This is a genomic window from Pseudalkalibacillus sp. Hm43 (assembly GCF_054170705.1).
Genome location: NZ_CM135129.1, coordinates 731,810 through 753,344, shown reverse-complemented (window position 1 = coordinate 753,344; position 21,535 = coordinate 731,810). Strand labels below are relative to the sequence as shown.

Below are 21,535 nucleotides of genomic sequence, written 5' to 3'. Positions count from 1 at the left end.
GATGGCAACATTCAAAGACTTTCGTAACCAAGTAAAACCGAACTGGTGCCCAGGCTGCGGAGATTTCTCTGTACAAGCTGCAATTCAACGTGCTGCAGCGAATATCGGTCTTGAGCCTGAAGACTTGGCCGTCGTTTCTGGAATCGGATGCTCCGGGCGTATTTCTGGATATATCAATTCTTACGGGTTCCACGGCATCCATGGACGTTCCCTTCCGATTGCGCAAGGTGTGAAGATGGCGAACCGTGATTTGACGGTCATCGCATCTGGTGGTGACGGTGATGGATTTGCGATCGGTATGGGTCATACCATCCATGCAATCCGTCGTAACATCGATGTCACTTACATCGTCATGGATAACCAAATCTACGGATTGACGAAAGGTCAAACCTCGCCTCGTTCCGAGTTTGGATTCAAGACGAAGAGTACGCCGGAAGGTTCAGTTGAATCATCCATCTCCATCATGGAGACCGCTTTGACTGCTGGAGCGACATTTGTTGCACAAAGCTTTTCCAGTGACTTGAAGGAGTTGACTTCATTGATCGAACAGGGGATCCAACATAAAGGTTTCTCACTGATCAACGTATTCAGCCCATGTGTCACATACAACAAAGTGAACACATATGATTGGTTTAAAGAAAATCTTGTCAGCCTTTCCGATATCGAAAATTATGATGCGAACAACAGAATGGTTGCGATGCAGACATTGATGGAGAATAACGGTCTGGTTAAAGGCTTGATCTATCAAAATACGGACAAGAAATCATATCAAGATCTTGCACATGGATACAGTGATTCATCACTTTCGAAAGCGGATCTCTCAATTGACGAAAAGCAATTCGAAGAGCTGATTTCGGAATTCATGTAAAATAAGAGCATCATCAACCTCATCCAATTCGGATGAGGTTTTTTCGTTATTCCTCGGGTCGGCGCTCTTACGCACCCCGAAGTCGGAGAAATGACGGAATCGCCCCCCGCAAGAGGCTCATTCGTACCCCGAAGTCGGAGAAATGACGGAATCACACCCCGCAAGAGGCTCTTACGCACTCCGAAGTCGGAGAAATGACGAAATCGCACCCCGCAAAAGGCTCATTCGCACCCCGAAAACACAAAATTGACAAGATCGCACCCCGAAAGAGTCTGGGTGTCTTATTTTGAATTGTCGCCGTTTTTAGGTATAGTTTAAGGTAGTAAGCAGAAAATGAATATTAGGCACACATCCAGCATGGATGCGCACGTGTTCATGTCAGGAGGACACATCTTTACTCTTGAATATTGTCGTGATACAATTTTCAAGGGAAACTTATTGTGAACTTTAAAGGAGTGTTCATCTTGCAAGGAAAAATGAAAGCGATTGTAAAACACCATCGTGACAAAGGCGCTAGACTAGAGATGGTGGACATCCCTCAAATAAAAGAAGACGAAGTGTTGATCAAGGTGAAGGCGACATCGATCTGTGGAACGGATGTACATATTTACGCTTGGGACGAATGGTCTGCAAGCCGTGTCAATCCACCTTACGTATTCGGTCATGAATTTGCTGGTGAAGTTGTGGAAATCGGTGAAAACGTTACCAATGTGACGATCGGGGACTCAGTATCAGCTGAAACTCATATCGTTTGTGGAGAGTGTCCACAATGTTTGACAGGGAATGCCCACATTTGCCGTAACACGAAAATCATCGGTGTCGATATCGATGGATGTTTTGCAGAATACGTGGCGTTGCCTGCTAAAAATCTATGGATCAACGACCCAGAGATGCCAATGTCAGTCGGATCTGTCCAAGAACCGATGGGAAATGCGGTACATACAGTTCTCGCTGGAGATGTAGCGGGTAAAACCGTCTCCATCATCGGCTGTGGTCCAATCGGCTTGATGGCGGTTGGCGTCGCGAAAGCAGCGGGCGCTTCAAAAGTCATTGCGTATGACTTGAACGACTATCGTTTGGACCTCGCAAAAGAAATGGGCGCAACGACAATCGTAAATTCGAAAGAACAAGATCCTGTCCAAGTTGCAATGGACTTGACGGATGGAAACGGCGTCGAAGTAGTCTGTGAAATGTCTGGACATCCCGTCGCCATCGATCAAGGATTCAAAATGTTGACGAACGGTGGACGTATGTCGATCCTCAGTCTACCTGTCAAACCGGTTCAAGTTGATCTTACAAATGACGTCGTCTTCAAAGGAATTACGGTTCAAGGGATTACCGGACGTAAAATGTTTGAAACGTGGAGACAAGTTGCAGGATTGCTCGAATCAGGCCAAGTCGACGTACAGAAGATGATTACACATGAATTTGCACTTGAAGATTTTGAAAAAGGTTTCGACCTCATGCTTGAAGGCAAATGTGGAAAAGTTGTCCTTAAACCTTAAATTCAGCTGTAAAAACTAGAAACATTAATTTGATAGGAGGAATGTACTGTGAAAGGTTTTGAATATCTTCAAAACGAATTAGATGAAATGAGATCCGAAGGTGTTTTCCGAGAGTTGATTCCATTAGAATCCGAACAAGGTTCGAAAGTCGTCATCAAAGGAAAAGAAGTCATCCAGTTGTCCTCTAACAACTATCTTGGTTTGACTGATCACCCTAGAATGAAACAAGCTGCTTTAGATGCAGTAGAGAAATACGGTGTCGGAACAGGATCGGTCCGTACGATCGCTGGTACACTCAGCATGCATGAAGAATTCGAACGCAAGCTCGCTGAATTCAAACATACGGAAGCTTCCCTCGTCTTCCAATCTGGTTTTACAACGAACCAAGGTGTCCTGTCCTCCATCCTTACAAAGGAAGACGTCGTCATTTCAGATGAACTGAATCACGCATCCATCATTGACGGAATCCGGTTAACGAAGGCGGCTCGTAAAATTTACAAGCACGTGGATGTGGAAGACCTCGAACGTGCATTGAAAGAGTCTTCTGACTATCGCGTCCGTCTTGTCGTAACGGACGGAGTCTTCTCAATGGACGGTAACATCGCACCATTACCGGAGATCGTCGAACTATGTGAAAAGTACGATGCAATCCTCATGGTAGATGACGCTCACTCCAGCGGTGTACTTGGACGCAATGGCCGTGGGTCTGTCGACCATTTCCACCTGAACGGACGTGTCCACATCCAGGTAGGTACTTTAAGTAAAGCGATTGGTGTCCTCGGTGGTTATGTAGCGAGTACGCAAGCTTTGCGTGAGTACTTGATCCATAAAGGACGTCCTTTCCTCTTCAGTACTTCACATCCACCGGCTGTAACAGCAGCATGCTCGGCAGCCATCGATGTTCTATTAGAGGAACCGGAATTGATCGACAAGCTATGGGATAATGCCAACTTCTTGAAAGAAGGCTTAAGCAAGCTTGGATTCGATACAGGTAAAAGTGAAACCCCAATTACTCCAGTGATTGTAGGAGATGCTGCCCTTGCGCACAAACTATCCGATAAGCTGTTCGATTACGGTGTGTTTGCACAAGGCATCGGCTTCCCGACTGTTGCAAAAGGGTCTGCGCGTGTGCGTACGATTGTAACTGCTCAACACTCGAAAGAAGAGCTTCAAGATGCACTTGACGCTTTCGAAAAAGCAGGTAAGGAACTGAACATCATCAAGTAAAGATGTAATGAGAGAAGGCGGATGCCTTCTCTTTTTTTATAGTCGGAGATCATCATCTCTATGAGGAGTAAGATACGACGTTTTATGGTCATTTCACCCTGGATTTGTTATAATAAATGAGTTATATATCAACAAACATGAATGTTTAAACGGGCACTTCGCACGTTAGCGAATTGATTCAGCATAGCAGTTGGGAGTGAACAGTTTGAAAACGAAAGAAAAAGACTACTCCAAATACTTTCAAACGACGTATCAGCCTCCTTCTTTAAAAGATGCGAAAAGAAGAGGAAAAGAAAAGATCCAATTCCATAAAGACTTTGGAATTGATGACGATTTGAAAAACATCGGTGTAGGGAAGAAGTTCTTGATCCGTACATATGGCTGTCAAATGAACGAACATGATACGGAAGTCATGGCGGGGATCCTATCAGATATGGGGTTCGAATCGACAACCGACACAGACGATGCCGATGTCATCCTATTGAATACATGTGCCATCCGTGAAAATGCAGAAAACAAGGTGTTCGGTGAAATCGGTCACTTGAAATCCTTGAAAGTGGAAAAACCGGGATTGATAATCGGTGTATGCGGATGTATGTCCCAGGAAGAATCCGTCGTCAATAAGATTCTGCAAAAGCATCAGCATATCGATTTGATCTTCGGTACACATAATATCCATCGACTTCCTCAGTTAATCAAGAATGCGATTTTTGGAAAAGAGATGGTCATCGAGGTTTGGTCGAAGGAAGGGGACATCGTCGAAAACCTTCCAAGAGTGCGTAAAGGGAATATCAAAGGTTGGGTCAACATCATGTACGGTTGCGATAAGTTCTGCACCTATTGCATCGTGCCGTACACGCGAGGAAAAGAGCGAAGCCGACGTCCGGAAGATATTATAGAAGAAGTCCGCCATCTTGCACGGAACGGCTACAAGGAAATTACGCTACTCGGTCAGAACGTCAATGCATATGGCAAGGATTTTGAAGATACGGACTATGGACTTGGGGATCTGATGGATGAGATCCGCAAGATCGATATTCCTCGCGTACGCTTTACGACGAGCCACCCGAGAGACTTTGATGATCACCTGATCGACGTCCTGGCGAAAGGCGGCAATCTGGTTGAGCATATCCACCTTCCAGTCCAGCATGGAAGTTCCGACGTATTGAAGCTGATGGCGCGGAAGTATTCACGCGAGCATTATTTGGATCTTGTTGATAAAATCAAAGCGAAGATTCCGAATGCCGTCTTCACGACGGATATCATTGTCGGCTTCCCGAACGAGACGGAAGAACAATTCGAAGAGACACTTTCTCTTGTAAAAGAAGTCGAATATGACATGGCGTTCACTTTCATCTATTCGCCGAGAGACGGTACTCCAGCAGCTAAGATGCAAGATAACGTGCCGATGGAAGTGAAGAAGGAACGACTTCATCGATTGAATGAAGTCATGAACGAGATTTTCTTGAAAAAGAATAAAGCATTGGAAGGCGAAGTGGTCGAAGTGCTCGTCGAAGGGGAGAGCAAGAAAAACCCTGAAGTGTTGACTGGACATACCCGCACGAATAAAGTCGTCCATTTCCGTGCTCCAAAATCGATGATCGGTGAACTGGTCAATGTAAAAATACATGAAGCAAAGACATGGAGCTTGAATGGTGAGCTCGTAAAAACAGTTGAGGTGAATCAATAATGGCAGAATATACAAGAGATCAAGTCATCAAAAAGGCAGAAGAGCTAGCGAAGATGATTTCTTCTACAGAAGAAGTCGATTTCTTCAAGCGTGCCGAAGAGAAAATCAATGAAAACGATAAAGTACAGAAATTGATCGGTAAGATCAAAATGTATCAGCAGGAAGCTGTAAATCTTCAACATTATCAAAAGCATGAAGCGTTGAAGAAGGTAGAAGAAAAGCTTGAAAACCTTCATAAAGAAGTCGATTCCATTCCGATTGTACAAGAATTCAAGCAATCACAAACGGATGTGAACGACCTCCTACAACTCGTCACATCTACGATTTCGAACACGGTGACCGATGAAATCATCCGTGAAACGGAAGGTGACCAGCTGAAAGGCATGACAGGATCAGCGGTCAAGCATAACCGATTTTAATCTATATTGTATAAGGGCTGTCTTGACGTTCTCCTAAATCGAGAACGACAGGGACAGTCCTTTTCTTATGTCCGATTTTCATAGTAAAAAAAACGCCCAAGGGCATGACGTTACCCAGATTCAGTCGTATGCACGAAATAGCCGATCCAAATTTACATCAGTTAAACTCAAATCTATCCTCGTACACTAATTTCACGTACCGTACGAACTTTGAAAAAGTAGAAAAAAAGATAAAATAATTCTGTAAGAATTTCATAGACTGAACTAACGGGACATTATGAACGAGTTTATAAAAATTTTAGGCACACTAGACATTCGCCCTGCATAGGATGAATTGAAGATTGGAAGAGGAGGGATTTAGTCACATGGCCAAAAACGATAACAGCTATAGAGAGATTATTACGAAAGCGGTTTGCGGCAAAGGTCGGAAGTTTTCACAGGCCACCCACACGGTCACACCTGCTCACAGACCTTCCAGCATCCTCGGTTGCTGGATCATCAATCACAACTACAAACCTGTAGAAAACGGGAACTCTGTAGACGTAGAAGGAAGCTATGATATCAATGTTTGGTACTCCTACAATAACAATACGAAAACAGAGGTCGTAACAGAGACGATCAAGTATAAAGATACGTGTAACCTCACGAAAAGAGATGAGAATTCACTCGGCAAACATACTGAAGTGAGCGCTAGGGCATTGCAGGAACCGAATACATTAGAAGCAACCATTTCACCAAATGGGAACAAGATTCTCGTCCAAGTTGAGCGTGAATTCATTGCTGAAGTCATCGGCGAGACAAAAGTGTGGGTACAAGTGAACCAGGATGGGGTCATCGAAGAGCTTGAGGACGACAGCTGGGAAGATGAAGTCGATGATGAAGAATTTGAAGACCTCGATCCGAATTTCTTGTTAGGGGATTTGGAAGAGTAAGTGAACACGGGGCTGACCCTTAAGTGTCTGACTCTCTCCGATTGGACCATTCCGTTCGATTGGAGGTGCCTGACACTTTATTTTTTGGGTCAGTCTTTTCCTTTTAGGGCTTCATACAAGAGCCACAATGTAGACGAGAACGCCCTTGGATAAAAGCAGCTACAAGTTGTTCATCCTCTTATATTAGCCCCTGCATTCATCGTGAAAAAATATGCTATAATGGGGTGAAGAATATAAGTAAGACGGAGGACTGACATGGCTGAGTATACTCCAATGATGCAGCAATATTTATCGATTAAGGCAGACTATGAAGATGCCTTTTTATTTTTTCGATTAGGAGATTTCTATGAATTGTTCTTTGACGATGCATTACGAGCGTCACAAGAGCTTGAAATAACATTAACAAGCAGAGACGGGGGAAAAGGAAACCGCATTCCGATGTGTGGCGTCCCCCATCACTCGTCTCCGAATTATATCGCGCAGCTTATTGAAAAAGGTTTCAAAGTTGCGATTTGTGAACAAGTTGAAGATCCGAAAGTCGCAAAAGGTGTCGTCAAACGGGATGTCGTCCAGGTGATTACGCCAGGTACAGTGATGGAAGGCGCGATGTTGGATGAAAAGGTGAACAACTTCATCGCTTCCATAACCCCGCTCTCTGAAGGCTATGGAATAGCGACCTGCGACCTTTCGACGGGTCAGAACTCTGTGAAAATTCTCAAGGAAGATTGGAAGTCTGTATGCTTAGAGCTTCAATCGTTAGAGATCAAAGAGGTTGTCGTACCAGGTAATATAGCTGAAGACCAAGTGAACATGTTGAGGGATCTTTATCAATTTACAGTTTCCAATGAACGGGAAATAGAAGTTCCTGAAAGTTTACATAGTATCATCACTACGTTAGGAACGGAGGATCTACAAAAAACAGGCAAACAGCTGCTTTCCTATCTCGTGAGAACCCAGAAACGAGCACTTGATCATCTGCAGGAGTTCGAATATGTCGAGACCACTTCCTACATGAAAATCGACCCGAATTCAAAACGGAACCTCGAACTCGTTGAGACGCTCCGACAAAAGCAAAAGAAGGGTTCACTACTATGGTTGTTGGACAAGACGGTCACCGCGATGGGTGGAAGGATGCTCAAGCAATGGATTGAACAGCCTTTGCTCGATTCAAAACCGATCGAAGAACGCCTATCGATCGTCGAGACGTTCATGAAGCAGTTTTTCAATCGAGAACAGATCCGTGAGCAATTGACGGAAGTGTATGACTTAGAAAGATTGGCCGGTAAAGTCGCTTTCGGGAATGTGAATGCTAGGGACCTTATTCAACTGAAACGTTCACTTCAAAATATCCCGACGTTGAAAGATCGTCTATTGGATATGGACCACCCTGGGTTGACGAGTCGTTCAGAGGCGATGGACCCTTGTGTCGATCTTGAACGGTTATTGGAAGCATCAGTTCATGAAGAAGCTCCAATCTCAATTAAGGAAGGTAACATCATCAAGAGCGGATACAACGAACAGTTGGACGAGTACAGGAATGCAAGTGTAAACGGGAAATCGTGGATTGCCTCACTTGAGCAATCCGAACGGGAGAGGACAGGGATCCGTTCTTTGAAAATCCGTTACAACCGAGTGTTCGGCTATTATATCGAAGTGACCAAAAGCAACCTTCACCTCATAGACGAGGAAAGGTATGAGCGGAAACAGACATTGGCGAATGCTGAGCGGTTCATTACGCCAGAGCTGAAAGAAAAGGAAGACATCATTCTATCAGCGGAAGAGAAATCAGTCGAACTGGAATACCAACTATTTTTAGAAATCCGTGAACAAGTCAAGGCGTTCATACCACACTTGCAAAAACTAGCCAAACAGATCAGCGAGATTGATGTGCTGCAAGCTTTTGCGGTAGTGAGTGAAGAGGGACAATATTGTAGACCGATCATCTCCCGAGAAGGGACGATTCGAATCGAAGAAGGCAGACATCCGGTCGTTGAACAGATGATGGATCGCCAGGATTACGTATCGAACGACGTCAATATGGATCCGGAGAGAGAGGTCCTACTCATAACAGGACCGAACATGGCCGGTAAAAGTACGTATATGAGACAGGTAGCTCTTTCATCGATACTCTTACAAATCGGTTGTTTCGTACCAGCACAGTCAGCAACCTTACCGATTTTCGATCAAATTTTTACACGGATTGGAGCTGCGGATGACCTGGCAGGTGGACAGAGTACATTCATGGTCGAAATGATGGAGACGCAATATGCGCTCACCCATGCAACGGACAAGAGTTTGTTGTTGCTCGACGAGATTGGTAGAGGGACATCCACTTATGACGGCATGTCTCTAGCACAATCCATTATTGAATACATCCATCACCATATCGGTGCAAAAACGCTCTTCTCCACTCATTACCATGAACTGACCGTTTTGGAGAATGAGCTGGATCGATTGCATAATATTCATGTCAAAGCGATCGAAGAAGAGGGCAAAGTCGTATTCTTGCACAAGGTCGAAGATGGTAAAGCCGATCGAAGTTATGGAATCCATGTGGCAGAGCTTGCTCAACTGCCAGAAAAGCTTATTCAACGTGCGAATGAATTGCTTACTGAATTCGAATCGGATACAAACCATACAGAACGTCCTGCGAAAAAAGAGGCGGAATCAAAAGTGCATGAAGAAGGGCAGCTGTCTCTCTTCGAACCGGAAGCACCCTCTGTAAAGACCCAGAAGAAGATCGAACATCACCCTGTCATCGATCAGTTGAAGAATATGGAGCTTCTTTCGATGACGCCTCTTGAAGCGATGAATGCACTTTATGAGCTGCAATTGTCGATCAAACAAGAGAAACAGGAGGAATCTAAATGGGCAAAATCAAACAGCTAGATGACCTTTTGTCCAATAAGATAGCAGCGGGTGAAGTGGTCGAACGGCCAGCCTCCATTGTGAAAGAATTGGTCGAAAACGCCATTGATGCGAACAGCACACGCATCGACGTTGAAGTCGAAGAAGGCGGTTTATCCAGAATCATCGTCATCGATAATGGAGACGGGATCGAGAGCGAGGATCTTCTGACAGCTTTTCAACGCCATGCAACAAGTAAGATTCAGGATGAGAATGACCTTTTCCATATTCGTACGTTGGGTTTTCGTGGTGAAGCCTTACCAAGTATCGCATCCGTCTCCAAAGTCGATTTGAAGACGTCCACCGGGAAAGATGCAGGGGATCAGGTTTCGATCCATTTCGGAAAAGTGGTCGAACAGAAGAAGTCCGACAGTCGAAAAGGAACGACCATCGAGGTGACACACCTTTTCCATAATACACCTGCACGACTAAAGCATTTGAAAACCGTCCATACTGAATTGGGAAACATAACAGACGTAATCAACAGGCAGGCAATGGCACACCCTGAAGTGGCTTTCCATTTGAAACATAATGGGAAAACCGTATTGAAAACACCAGGGAATGGCGATCTTCTTCAAGTCATTGCTGCCATCTATGGGATGTCTGTTGCTAAGAAAATGATTTCGGTCGAAAATGAAACGTTGGACTATGAGATCAAAGGCTTTGCTGTGAAACCGGAGATCACTCGTGCATCCCGTCAATATGTCTCTTTATTCATCAATGGGCGATACATCAAGAATTATAAGATCTATAAAGCGATCGAGCGCGCCTATCATACGTTGCTACCGATCGGTCGTCATCCGATTGTCATTCTTTCAATTGAACTTGATCCGATCTTGGTAGATGTGAATGTACATCCTGGAAAACTAGAAGCGAGATTCAGTAAAGAACAAGAACTTTCAGAAGCGATCGAAACAGGAATCAAAAACGCGCTCAAACAGACTGAATTGATTCCTCATGCTTCTCGAAAAAGTCATGTATCCAAACCGAAGACCGAGCAATCTAGTTTTTCATTTGATACGTCCAGGGAGGACATAGAACGGAGGCTGGCATCATTCCAACAGAAAGATGATCTGGTTACTCCTTCATTCACTCCTCCAAGAGTGGAACACGATCAACCCGATTTCACCAGTACCGAATGGAAACATCATCAGGAATCGGTCTCCAAAGAACCTGAGGAAGGTTATGTTTTCGATGAGGGGGAACCACTGATCAAAAAGGAGCCTGTGAAGGACACGGTTCAACAACAAGAACCGGTTAGTTCACGAGTTCCGACGATGTATCCGGTCGGACAAGTACATGGAACCTATATCATCGCTCAAAATGATCAAGGGATGTACATCATCGACCAACATGCTGCCCAGGAACGGATCAAGTACGAGTATTTCAGGGAAAAAGTGGGGATGTATGAGCATGAAGTCCAAGAACTTCTCGTTCCGCTCACTTTTGAATTCACACATACGGAAGCGACCATCCTTAAGGAACATGAAGAAGAGCTGTCCACGATCGGTATTTTTTTAGAACCGTTCGGTGGTAACACGTTCATCGTCCGCTCTCATCCTCAATGGTTCCCGAGCGGGGAAGAGAAGGAGACCATACAGGAAATCATCGATCAAGTTCTGGCCGATAAGAAAACAGACATCAAAAAGCTCAGGGAAGATGCAGCGATCATGATGTCATGTAAAGGCTCAATCAAAGCGAACCGGCATTTGAGAAACGATGAAATGATCACGTTGATTGATACGTTGAGAAAATCAGAAGACCCGTTCACCTGTCCGCATGGTAGACCGATCATCATCCAATTCACGACGTATGAAATGGAAAAGATGTTCAAACGGGTTATGTAACGTTAGTTGGAGGTAGGATGGATGAAGTCACCCTTAGTTGTTATTGTAGGACCGACGGCAGTGGGCAAAACGAAGACGAGCGTCGAAATCGCGAAGGCGTTCAGTGGGGAAGTCATCAACAGTGATTCGATGCAAGTCTATAAAGATCTGGATATCGGTACAGCAAAAATAAAAGAAGAGGAAAAAGAGGGAATTCTTCATCACCTTTTTGATATCAAAAGTCCTTTTGAAGACTATTCAGCAGCTGAATATCAGGTGGATGCCAAAAGAGTGATCCATCAGATCCATGAAAAAGGGAGACTTCCCGTCATGGTGGGCGGGACTGGCTTATATATCCGGTCCGTCACCCATGATTATCAGTTTTCGGATGCTACTGCTGATTCTGCCTATCGTGAAGAACTAGAACGTTTTGGTGAAGAAAAAGGAGCTGAAGCCCTTCATGATCTGCTGAAAGAAAAAAATGAAGAGCGGGCAGCCCAAATCCATCCGAATAACGTTCGCCGGGTCATCAGAGCATTGGAGATCATCCATACAAATGGCAGTTTGGATCAAGAGCATTCCCATGAACATCAGGTATCCTCATACGAGTTAATTACGATTGGATTGACGATGGATCGGGAAGAGCTCTACGATCGCATCAACCATCGCGTGGATTTGATGATGGAAGAGGGCTTGCTTGAAGAAGTACAAGCGCTTTATGAGGCAGGCGTACGAAACACACAAGCTGTTCAGGCAATCGGCTACAAAGAACTTTATGATTACTTCGAAGGAAACTGTACACTGGATGAGGCAATCGTCACACTGAAACGAAACTCGAGAAGATACGCAAAACGTCAATTGACTTGGTTTCGGCATCAGATGGATGTGGAATGGTTTGATGTAACGGGTGGAACGATTGATGAAAAAATTCCATCTATTTTGCGTTATGTGGCAGGAAAGCTACAACTTGAATCGAATTAATGTATGAACGTTTATTTAGGAGGCCTATACACATGAAGCAATCCATTAATATTCAAGATCAATTCTTAAACACCCTAAGAAAAGAAAATGTTTTCGTAACAGTCTACTTATTGAACGGATTTCAGCTTAAAGGGCTGGTTAAAGGATTCGACAACTTCACAGTAGTCCTCGAATCAGACGGGAAACAACAATTGATTTACAAGCATGCCATTTCCACCTTCACTCCGCAACGTCCAGTCGAATTCAGCTCTGACAATCAAAATAATTAATCCATCTCCAGGTACCCTGCCTGGATGTAAATAAGGAAAGGATTGACCGCGTGCGGTCAATCCTTTTTTGGTTTTACGAAATAGGCGAATTCATTTCCTCAACATATTCCAAGTACCGTTTCAATGTCAGTGGTGTTTTCATTCCGAAATGGTACTGGATATAATCGTTCTCTTGTTTGGATAAGAGGGCGTGGAGGATAGCGGTTCTTCTGAAATGTTGGGCTGAAATCCCTTTCCGCAAACCAGAACGGGCTACTTCTTGGCGGATCATCTTTTGGATCGCGATTTCCGTCAGACGCTTCGGTCGATTATCCTCATAACTCCAACGATAGGTCAGTCGCTTAAAATCGAACGCCACGAAAAATGGATCTGCACTGTACTGCGCAGGACGGACTGAAACAGGGATGGACTCGTAATAGGCGAAAAGTATTTCACTATCCTTTTTGGAGAGATTGATGGTCCGATGGGTTGACGGTTCATCCGTTTCCACCTTCAGTTCCTTTTGTATGAAGGAAACATGCCTCATGTCGATCGAGCATAATTCATGCAATGTCAGTCCATGGTTTAACAGCAGGGTGAATAGTGCCAAATTCCTTTTTGCCAGGTATGGATAGGCTTTTTGTTGATTTTCCGTAAGACCTTCCGCTGTTGGTACGATTTCCATCAACCGTTCACTTTCCGCGTCCTTGATGAACATTTCTTCAGAGAATCCTTCTTCAGCAAGGCTGTGCAACTGGATATCGTTTACGGGGTTGCTCGGAATTTTATTATGTAAATTAAGGTAATGGTGATATTGTTTCAAAACACTAAAGACTCGTTTCAACGTCCGGTATGAATACGTTCGTTCTTCACTCAAAAAATCGAAATACGTCTGTATGAAGGTTGTCGTGAAGACTTTCGGATCTTCATAAGACAAGTCGTTCACGCGGATCCATGCAAGGTAATCTTCCAGGTCATATTGATACCGTTTGACCGTTGAGGGACGCTTTCCCCGTTTCTCCAAATCCAGAATGAAGTCGATCGTGTTTTTCGGTGTTTCCTCAGTATTCATGCCTTTTCCACCACCTTGGAGTCATTTGTTTCCATTATAGCACGTGTGAGGAAGATGAAAATGCATAACCATAAAGGAAAACTCACACGCTAAGAAAAAAATCATCGAGGTGGATTGGATGTTCAAGAAAGTACTCACCGTTCTCTTCGTCCTTCATTTCTTAGCTGCATGTAATTATATCGATGCTGAAGAGGGGCAAGAGAATTACAGCAACCCTACAGAACAAAACTTCCGGACCAACAAGAACAACTTAGAAGATACACCGATTGTGAAAAGAACATCAGCAGAATCTGCAAACGCGAAAGAGCTTGTCGAGTTGACTGAGCAGGTGAATGGAGTGGAAAGTGCTCGAGCGATCGTAAGTGGCATCTACATCGTTGTTGGCATTCAGCTTGAAAAAGGGGCTGGCGAAAACGAAACGGTAAAAGCCGTATATGAACGGCTTAGTAGCCATAGTCATGGTGCGAACGCTTTGGTGACGGCAAATCCAGAGCATATCCGTACATTGGATGAGTGGGGCACCGCCATCAAAAATAATAAAATGACCGAAGAGATTGATATTTATAACGGTCTAGGCGTAATGATCAGCCATATCAAGCCTAACGAAGACCTGCAAATCCGCAAATCCAACCCTTCAAAAGAATATTTGGATCGACACCGATTACCGGATATCAAAAAATGACCCTGTAAAACCAGGGTCTTTTTAATTAGTATATGAGTGGTTCATAGGCATTTGTCACACATTCTGCTACTGGGCGTATAATACACAAGAATCTGAAAGTGAGGTGAAGGTTCATGCAACAGGCGATCAGTCGAAACACGAAAAGCCAGATCAACGTCGTGCTTAGTTCGGGCTCTCCTTCATCTATGACAAAAGACGACTGGCTAACTGATGCAAAAGGACGCGAAAAGCACGCACCACTCAAAAGTATCCAGAAAGAACTTGAAGCTCTTGTCGGAATGGATGAATTGAAGGAATTGATCAATGAAATCTATGCGTGGCTCTATATAAATAAATGTCGAGAAACTGCCAACCTGAAGACAGGGAAGCAAGTGCTTCATATGATGTTCAAAGGTAATCCGGGTACTGGAAAAACCACTGTCGCGCGGATGATCGGTAAGCTGTTTCATGATATGAACGTACTCTCCAAAGGGCACTTGATTGAAGCGGAACGAGCGGATCTGGTTGGTGAATATATCGGACATACCGCACAAAAGACGAGGGAGCTGGTCAAGAAAGCCCTTGGTGGGATTTTATTCGTTGATGAAGCTTATTCTCTGGCACGCGGTGGTGAAAAAGATTTCGGTAAGGAAGCTATAGATACGCTTGTAAAAGCGATGGAAGACCAACAGAATGATTTTATCCTGATTCTAGCTGGCTATTCGAATGAAATGGATCACTTCCTCACTTTGAACCCTGGTTTGCCTTCAAGGTTCCCTGTTGTCGTCAGCTTTCCAGATTATACAGTCGATCAATTGATGGAAATTGCAAAACGGATGATTAAGGATCGTGAATATAAACTGTCATTGGATGCAGAAAGAAAGCTTCGCTCCCATTTGCAATCCGTTCGGTCAAGAGAAGGAAGCACGTTCTCCAATGGTCGATATATCCGCAATCTGTTAGAGAAATCGATGCGGAAACAGTCCATGAGGCTATTGAAAGAAGGTAGGGTGGATCGGGATTATTTAATCTTGTTGACAGAGAGAGACCTCCATCTAGCAGAAACCCCCTGAATTTGATAAGATGAATGCAATAGAATGAGCATTCTGTACTGAAAAAAGGCAGGGGAATAGATTGGCAGGATTACCGATTGAAAAAGAAAAAACATTATTAGTAGGGTGTCAGTTGCAGGACAGAAGCGACACCCTTTTTGAATCTTCTATGTCCGAGCTCGCCGCATTGGTAAAAACAGCTCAGGGAGATCCGGTTATGGAAGTGAGCCAAAAGCGGGAACGGTTCCATCCAGCAACCTTGATCGGAAAAGGGAAAGTAGAAGAAATAAAATCTCTTATAGAAGAAATTGAAGTCGATCTTGTCGTTTTCAACCATGAAATGTCACCGAGTCAACTGCGCAATTTGGGTGAAGCGTGGGACGTCAAAGTCATCGACCGTACACAATTGATCCTCGATATCTTCGCTCAGCGAGCCAAGTCCAAGGAAGGGAAACTACAGGTGGAATTGGCGCAGCTTGAGTATTTGTTACCCCGGTTATCTGGACAAGGTACCCAACTTTCAAGACTTGGTGGTGGTATCGGGACAAGAGGACCAGGTGAAACGAAGCTAGAGACAGACAGGAGACATATCCGCAACCGAATTACAGATATCAAGAACCAATTGAAGACTGTCGCCTCTCATCGACAAAGATACCGTGAACGGAGAAAGACGAACCAAGCTTATCAAATTGCATTGGTAGGTTATACAAATGCGGGGAAATCAACCTGGTTCAATGTATTGACGGATGCTGATGCGTATCAGGAAGACCAATTGTTCGCTACACTTGATCCGATGACAAGGAAGCTGAAGCTACCGAGTGGGATGTTGACGTTGCTCACAGATACAGTAGGTTTCATACAGGATTTGCCGACTGGACTCGTCGCAGCTTTCCGGTCGACACTTGAAGAGGTGACAGAGGCGGACTTGATCATACATATGGTCGATATTGCTGATCCAAATCGGGACGAGCATCAGGAAACGGTCGTTGGTTTATTGAAAGAACTTGGAGCGGATCAAATCCCAGTCCTCACGGTTTACAACAAAAGTGATCTAGAGCATGAAGCATTGACAGAATATCAATCGTTGAATGTATCTGCTTTCCGAGAAGAAGACGCGAAAAAGCTCTTGAATTCGATGGAAGAGACGATCAAATCCTCCATGGTACATTATCAGGTTTCGGTTCCTTCTCATGATGGAAAGTTGTTGAGTGAATTGCAGCGTTTGACGATCCTGAACAGAAGAGAGTGGGACGAAGAAGCACATGTCTACGTATGTGAAGGTTTTGTCCATCCGACTCTTCCGATCTATGACCGGATTCAAACATTGAACGAACAGGGAGACTCTAATTAAGAATGAACGTATATGATGAGAACAGCAACGAAGAAAGACTATCCACATTAACGGAAAAAATTGAAGAAAAAATCAAATCGATTCATGAAGAGATCGAGCGTATCGAGCTTTTCAACCAACAGAAAGTGTTAGATGCTTTTCGGAATCATCAGGTGAGTGATTTTCATTTTACTCCATCTACAGGATATGGGTATGACGATACTGGACGTGATGTACTGGAGAAAGTGTATGCAGATGTATTCGGAGCTGAAGCGGCAATCGTTAGACCACATATCATTTCTGGCACCCACGCTATATCGATTGCGCTATCAGGTGTCCTAAGACCTAAAGATGAGCTTTTATACATCACTGGGAAACCATATGATACGTTGGAAGAGATTGTCGGAATCCGTGGGGACGGTAAAGGTTCTTTAAAAGAATTCGATATTTCTTACCAATCCGTTGACTTGACGGAAGCGGGTAGAATGGATTTTGATGCAATCCGTCATTCGATCCATTCCCAAACGAAAATGATTGGGATCCAAAGATCAAAAGGCTATGCCGATCGACCTTCTTTCACCATAGAACAAATCCAAAAAGCGATCTCGTTTGTGAAAAAGATAAAACCAGATGTCATCGTTTTTGTGGATAATTGTTATGGAGAGTTTGTAGAAGATCGAGAACCGACAGAAGTAGGAGCAGACCTGATGGCTGGATCGCTCATTAAGAACCCAGGTGGCGGGTTGGCGAAAATCGGTGGGTATCTTGCAGGTAGGGAAGATCTGATTGAGTTATGTGCATACCGTCTGACCTCACCTGGTTTAGGGAGAGAAGCGGGTGCCTCTCTTGATACATTACTCGACATGTATCAAGGATTCTTCCTAGCACCACATGTGGTCAGCCAGTCGTTGAAAGGCGCCGTCTTTACAGCAGCCTTTCTCGGTGAACTGGGCTTTGATACGACACCAGCTTGGAACGCACCGAGAACAGATCTCGTTCAGTCCGTAAAATTTCATGAAGCTTCATTAATGGTGAAGTTTTGCCAGGAAATCCAAAAAGCATCGCCAGTGAATGCTCATGTCGTACCTCACCCAAGTTATATGCCTGGATACGAGGATGATGTGATTATGGCTGCTGGCACTTTCATACAAGGGTCAAGTATCGAGTTGTCGGCAGACGGTCCGATCCGACCGCCATATGAAGCATACGTTCAAGGTGGATTGACCTATTCGCATGTGAAAATCGCCGTCACATCTGCTGTAAAGGAAATGACAAAAAGTGGTTTAAAGATTCTGATATAGGGAATGTTTTAAAGGGAGTGTGGAAAAAACACTCCCTTTTCTATGCTCAAAAAAATATGTGAGGTTTTCTTACATATGTTTGACACAAAACATAACAATAGCATATACTTATAGTAATTCAGCAGGAGGGAGGGACCGATATGGGAGATCACGTAAGACGTAACATGCCTCTATTTCCCATAAGTATCGTAAAGCAGTTGACAGAACTGTCCGCAAGACAAATCCGTTACTATGAAGAAAACGGCCTGATTACACCGGCACGATCCGAAGGTAACCGGAGAATGTTTTCATTCAATGATGTCGATCGGCTGCTTGAGATCAAGTCTCTTCTGGAGCGTGGTATCAACCTGGCTGGAATCCGAGAAGTATTTGAAATGAAGGAACGAGGAATTCAGGCTCCTGAGCCCCACTATAAGAAAGAACCGACTGAAGGAGAAATCCATAAGTACTTGAAGAAAGAATTATATCAAGCGGGGCGTTTCGGAAAGACTTCACTGATCCAGGGAGAACTATCACGTTTCTTTAATTGAGGCAATGCGATTTACTTGTATATGCAATGAAAAATTCATTTAAAAAATTAGGAGGAAACAAAACATGGGTTCGAAGTATTCAAAAGACCAGATCTTCAAAATGGTGAAAGAAGAAAATGTACGATTCGTCCGTTTGCAATTCACTGACTTGCTAGGTACGATCAAGAACGTCGAAATTCCTACAAGTCAATTAGAGAAGGCGCTTGACAACAAAATGATGTTTGATGGATCTTCCATTGAAGGATTCGTCCGAATCGAAGAATCAGATATGTATTTGTATCCAGACCTTGATACTTTCGTCGTATTCCCTTGGACTTCTGAAAAAGGGAAAGTCGCACGTTTGATCTGTGACATCTATAATCCGGATGGTACACCATTTGAAGGTGACCCTCGTGCAAACTTGAAACGAATCTTGCAAGAGATGGAAGACCTTGGGTTTACAGACTTCAACATTGGACCTGAACCGGAATTCTTCTTATTTAAAAACGATGAAAAAGGTGAGCCTACTCTTGAGTTGAATGACAAGGGTGGATACTTCGACCTTGCTCCTACCGATTTAGGTGAAAACTGCCGACGTGATATTGTCCTTGAGCTTGAGGACATGGGCTTTGAAATCGAAGCTTCCCATCACGAAGTTGCACCTGGTCAGCACGAAATCGACTTTAAATATGCAGATGCTGTCACGACGTGTGATAACATCCAAACATTCAAATTAGTCGTCAAAACAATCGCACGAAAGCATGGTCTTCATGCGACGTTCATGCCGAAACCACTTTTCGGAGTGAATGGTTCTGGAATGCATGCGAACATGTCCTTATTCAAAGGGAAAGACAATGCTTTCTTTGATGAAAATACAGAAACGCAATTGAGTGAAACGGCCATGCAATTCTTGTCTGGAATTGCGAAACATGCTGAAGCATTTACAGCGATCACCAACCCGACAGTGAACTCTTATAAGAGACTCGTTCCGGGCTATGAAGCACCTTGTTATGTAGCTTGGTCTATGCGTAACCGTAGTCCACTCATCCGTATCCCGGCTTCAAGAGGGATCAGTACTCGTATCGAGGTACGTAGTGTCGATCCTGCTGCAAATCCATACTTGGCGATGGCAGCGATGTTGGCAGCAGGCCTGGACGGCATCAAGAACAAAATGGAAGCACCGAAACCAATCGACCGCAACATCTATGCAATGGATAAAGCGGAACGTGAGGAAGCAGGAATCCGTGACCTTCCAGCAACATTGAAGGACGCACTAGAACTCTTCAAACGAGACGAAGTCATCACTTCTGCTCTAGGTGCACACGCTACAGAACACTTCATCGAGTTGAAAGAGATCGAATGGGATATGTTCCGTACGCAAGTCCACCCTTGGGAACGTGAACAGTATATCCAACTATATTAATCAACTAGTACCCTGGACCTATTTTTGGTCCAGGGTTTTTCTGTTTTCCCCTTATTTAACAATGGTTCATGGCCTGCAATGGATAAGCTAACCAATTCTTTGTACTATTTGACTATATTTTTATGTGGGATTTTTTAGTATTGTATAGAGGGACAAAAAAGTTCAAAATCTGACATGATTTCTATGATCATTTAAATAAATGGGGGAGAAAGATTGAAAGGAAAAGCAACCATTGCGGTATTGACCTCAGCGAGCTTGGTATTAGGTGGATTCGGCTTTATAGGCGACGATGTTGTACGAGCCGAGTCGTTGAAGGATAAGATTCATGATGTAAAAGAAAAGCGTGAAGAGAATAAATCAGAACAAGATCAAACCAAAAAAGAGATTGAAAAGATCAAACACAATCAAGACCTTCTTGATGCAGAAATCAAAAAGCTTGATCAACAAATGGGCGAGACGGAAACCAAAATTGATCAAAAAGAGAAAGACATAGCAAAAACGAGAGAAGAAATCGAAAAACTGAAAGCTGAAATTGCCGTTCTGAAAAAACGGATTGAAGAACGGGATAAAATGCTCAAGGAACGAGTAACAGCGATGTATGAAAATGGAGGTACTGTCCAGTACATAGAGGTTATACTTGGGTCCAAAAGTTTTGGAGACTTCCTTGATCGTATATTCGCATTGAATGAAATTGCGGAGCAAGATAAAGAGATTTTAGAGGCACATAAGAATGATAAACAGAAACTAGAAGAAACGAAGCAGAAAGTAGAAAAAGAACTTGCGCAGTTGAATCAACAAATGAAAGAATTAGAAAGTTTAAAGGCAAGCTTGAAGCAAAAAGTCGATCGTAAGAATGCACTCTTGAGCGACTTGAAAGAAGAAGAAAAGCACATGCATGAAGAGCTTGGTAAGTTGGAAGATGAACAGGATCTTCTAAGGAAGCAGCAAGCTGCGTTCGAAGCTGAAAAACGCCGACAGGAAGAAGAGGCGCGACGGGCTGCAGCAGCTCGGGCAGCTGCAGAAGCTGCGGCAAGAAAAGCAGCAGCTGAAAGAGCGGCAAAAGAGAAAGCGGCTGCAAAGAAATCGTCTTCAAGCCAATCGAGCAGTAATTCTTCTTCAAACAGCAATTCAACCAGCAGCAAACCGGCTGTTAAGAAACCATCTGTTTCAAGCAGCTTGTTCATGAAACCATCGGCTGGATATTTCACATCCGGTTACGGTCCTCGTTGGGGAAGCATGCATCCTGGAGTCGATATTGCGCGTGGTGGGACAGTTCCAGTTGTCGCATCTGCGTCAGGGACAGTCATCAAATCCTACTACTCTAGCAGTTACGGAAATGTCATCTTTATTGCCCACTATCTCAATGGACAAACATACACAACCGTTTACGCTCATTTAAGAAGTCGTAATGTTGGAAACGGTGCATCTGTCCAAAAAGGACAGCAAATTGGAATTATGGGGAATACAGGAAGATCGACTGGACAGCACTTACACTTTGAAATTCATAAAGGTCAATGGAATATGAGCAAATCCAATGCTATCAATCCACGACAATTTTTCTAAGTCTGATAAGAGAGAAGGGAT

The 21,535-nt window shown here is 43.9% G+C and carries 18 protein-coding genes; 17 read left to right on the top strand and 1 reads right to left on the bottom strand.

All coding sequences use genetic code 11. The features are described 5' to 3' along the window. Position 1: 1 nt before the first annotated feature. The 10 genes from ACXQIQ_RS04060 to hfq all read left to right on the top strand — a co-directional run bounded on the left by ACXQIQ_RS04060 (position 2) and on the right by hfq (position 12,624). The gene (locus tag ACXQIQ_RS04060) at positions 2-868 is read left to right on the top strand and encodes a 2-oxoacid:ferredoxin oxidoreductase subunit beta (protein WP_439300020.1); all 867 of its coding nucleotides are present in this window, start codon (positions 2-4) and stop codon (positions 866-868) included. A 464-nt stretch (positions 869-1,332) separates the two neighbouring features. After that, a complete protein-coding gene (gene tdh / locus ACXQIQ_RS04055) occupies positions 1,333-2,373 on the top strand; it encodes an L-threonine 3-dehydrogenase (protein ID WP_439300021.1) in 1,041 nt (346 codons plus the stop codon). Between the two features lie 48 nt (positions 2,374-2,421). Continuing rightward, on the top strand, positions 2,422-3,600 hold the full coding sequence (locus ACXQIQ_RS04050; protein ID WP_439300022.1) for a glycine C-acetyltransferase: 1,179 nt from the start codon (positions 2,422-2,424) through the stop codon (positions 3,598-3,600). Between the two features lie 190 nt (positions 3,601-3,790). Continuing rightward, the gene (gene miaB, locus ACXQIQ_RS04045) at positions 3,791-5,290 is read left to right on the top strand and encodes a tRNA (N6-isopentenyl adenosine(37)-C2)-methylthiotransferase MiaB (protein WP_439300023.1); all 1,500 of its coding nucleotides are present in this window, start codon (positions 3,791-3,793) and stop codon (positions 5,288-5,290) included. Next, positions 5,290-5,709: a RicAFT regulatory complex protein RicA family protein gene (locus tag ACXQIQ_RS04040; RefSeq protein ID WP_439300024.1), complete on the top strand. Its 420-nt coding sequence runs from the start codon at positions 5,290-5,292 to the stop codon at positions 5,707-5,709. Before miaB ends, ACXQIQ_RS04040 begins: the two co-directional genes overlap by 1 nt. Positions 5,710-6,074: 365 nt before the next feature. After that, a complete protein-coding gene (locus tag ACXQIQ_RS04035; protein WP_226550350.1) occupies positions 6,075-6,641 on the top strand; it encodes an outer spore coat protein CotE in 567 nt (188 codons plus the stop codon). 255 nt (positions 6,642-6,896) lie between these two features. Continuing rightward, positions 6,897-9,530 carry a DNA mismatch repair protein MutS gene (gene mutS, locus ACXQIQ_RS04030; RefSeq protein WP_439300025.1) on the top strand — a complete coding sequence of 878 codons (2,634 nt, stop codon included), beginning with the start codon at positions 6,897-6,899 and terminating at the stop codon, positions 9,528-9,530. Then, complete coding sequence (gene mutL / locus ACXQIQ_RS04025) at positions 9,509-11,395, top strand: DNA mismatch repair endonuclease MutL (protein ID WP_439300026.1); 1,887 nt, start codon at positions 9,509-9,511, stop codon at positions 11,393-11,395. The genes mutS and mutL overlap by 22 nt, the downstream gene beginning before the upstream one ends. Before the next feature lie 21 nt (positions 11,396-11,416). Beyond that, positions 11,417-12,355, top strand: a complete 939-nt coding sequence (gene miaA / locus ACXQIQ_RS04020; RefSeq protein WP_439300027.1) for a tRNA (adenosine(37)-N6)-dimethylallyltransferase MiaA — start codon at positions 11,417-11,419, stop codon at positions 12,353-12,355. Between the two features lie 32 nt (positions 12,356-12,387). Next, the gene (gene hfq / locus ACXQIQ_RS04015; RefSeq protein ID WP_226550334.1) at positions 12,388-12,624 is read left to right on the top strand and encodes an RNA chaperone Hfq; all 237 of its coding nucleotides are present in this window, start codon (positions 12,388-12,390) and stop codon (positions 12,622-12,624) included. A gap of 73 nt (positions 12,625-12,697) precedes the next feature. On the opposite strand, the gene ACXQIQ_RS04010 is transcribed toward hfq, so the two are convergent. After that, complete coding sequence (locus ACXQIQ_RS04010; protein ID WP_439300028.1) at positions 12,698-13,675, bottom strand: tyrosine-type recombinase/integrase; 978 nt, start codon at positions 13,673-13,675, stop codon at positions 12,698-12,700. 118 nt (positions 13,676-13,793) lie between these two features. Here ACXQIQ_RS04010 and ACXQIQ_RS04005 point away from each other — a divergent pair, with 118 nt between their 5' ends. The 7 genes from ACXQIQ_RS04005 (at position 13,794) to ACXQIQ_RS03975 (ending at position 21,514) form a co-directional block, all read left to right on the top strand. Further along, a complete protein-coding gene (locus ACXQIQ_RS04005; protein WP_439300029.1) occupies positions 13,794-14,357 on the top strand; it encodes a YhcN/YlaJ family sporulation lipoprotein in 564 nt (187 codons plus the stop codon). Positions 14,358-14,470: 113 nt separating this feature from the next. Then, a complete protein-coding gene (spoVK, locus tag ACXQIQ_RS04000) occupies positions 14,471-15,409 on the top strand; it encodes a stage V sporulation protein K (RefSeq protein ID WP_439300030.1) in 939 nt (312 codons plus the stop codon). Positions 15,410-15,470: 61 nt separating this feature from the next. Then, positions 15,471-16,739 (top strand): GTPase HflX, encoded by a 1,269-nt coding sequence (hflX, locus tag ACXQIQ_RS03995; protein WP_439300031.1) that lies wholly within the window; start codon positions 15,471-15,473, stop codon positions 16,737-16,739. Positions 16,740-16,741: 2 nt separating this feature from the next. Beyond that, positions 16,742-18,019: a methionine gamma-lyase family protein gene (locus ACXQIQ_RS03990; protein WP_439300032.1), complete on the top strand. Its 1,278-nt coding sequence runs from the start codon at positions 16,742-16,744 to the stop codon at positions 18,017-18,019. A 140-nt stretch (positions 18,020-18,159) separates the two neighbouring features. Further along, the gene (locus ACXQIQ_RS03985; protein ID WP_439300033.1) at positions 18,160-18,549 is read left to right on the top strand and encodes a MerR family transcriptional regulator; all 390 of its coding nucleotides are present in this window, start codon (positions 18,160-18,162) and stop codon (positions 18,547-18,549) included. 64 nt (positions 18,550-18,613) lie between these two features. Further along, on the top strand, positions 18,614-19,951 hold the full coding sequence (glnA, locus tag ACXQIQ_RS03980; RefSeq protein ID WP_439300034.1) for a type I glutamate--ammonia ligase: 1,338 nt from the start codon (positions 18,614-18,616) through the stop codon (positions 19,949-19,951). Between the two features lie 213 nt (positions 19,952-20,164). Continuing rightward, complete coding sequence (locus ACXQIQ_RS03975; RefSeq protein WP_439300035.1) at positions 20,165-21,514, top strand: murein hydrolase activator EnvC family protein; 1,350 nt, start codon at positions 20,165-20,167, stop codon at positions 21,512-21,514. Positions 21,515-21,535: the final 21 nt, after the last annotated feature.

What these genes read in the sequence shown, in the direction of transcription:
- ACXQIQ_RS04035 (WP_226550350.1), top strand. Translation starts at nt 6,075, where the DNA reads ATGGCCAAAAACGATAACAGCTATAGAGAGATTATTACGAAAGCGGTT.
- ACXQIQ_RS04010 (WP_439300028.1), bottom strand. Translation starts at nt 13,675, where the DNA reads ATGAATACTGAGGAAACACCGAAAAACACGATCGACTTCATTCTGGAT.
- mutL (WP_439300026.1), top strand. Translation starts at nt 9,509, where the DNA reads ATGGGCAAAATCAAACAGCTAGATGACCTTTTGTCCAATAAGATAGCA.
- mutS (WP_439300025.1), top strand. Translation starts at nt 6,897, where the DNA reads ATGGCTGAGTATACTCCAATGATGCAGCAATATTTATCGATTAAGGCA.
- ACXQIQ_RS03990 (WP_439300032.1), top strand. Translation starts at nt 16,742, where the DNA reads ATGAACGTATATGATGAGAACAGCAACGAAGAAAGACTATCCACATTA.
- ACXQIQ_RS04060 (WP_439300020.1), top strand. Translation starts at nt 2, where the DNA reads ATGGCAACATTCAAAGACTTTCGTAACCAAGTAAAACCGAACTGGTGC.
- ACXQIQ_RS04005 (WP_439300029.1), top strand. Translation starts at nt 13,794, where the DNA reads ATGTTCAAGAAAGTACTCACCGTTCTCTTCGTCCTTCATTTCTTAGCT.
- ACXQIQ_RS03985 (WP_439300033.1), top strand. Translation starts at nt 18,160, where the DNA reads ATGGGAGATCACGTAAGACGTAACATGCCTCTATTTCCCATAAGTATC.
- ACXQIQ_RS04040 (WP_439300024.1), top strand. Translation starts at nt 5,290, where the DNA reads ATGGCAGAATATACAAGAGATCAAGTCATCAAAAAGGCAGAAGAGCTA.
- miaA (WP_439300027.1), top strand. Translation starts at nt 11,417, where the DNA reads ATGAAGTCACCCTTAGTTGTTATTGTAGGACCGACGGCAGTGGGCAAA.
- glnA (WP_439300034.1), top strand. Translation starts at nt 18,614, where the DNA reads ATGGGTTCGAAGTATTCAAAAGACCAGATCTTCAAAATGGTGAAAGAA.
- hfq (WP_226550334.1), top strand. Translation starts at nt 12,388, where the DNA reads ATGAAGCAATCCATTAATATTCAAGATCAATTCTTAAACACCCTAAGA.
- spoVK (WP_439300030.1), top strand. Translation starts at nt 14,471, where the DNA reads ATGCAACAGGCGATCAGTCGAAACACGAAAAGCCAGATCAACGTCGTG.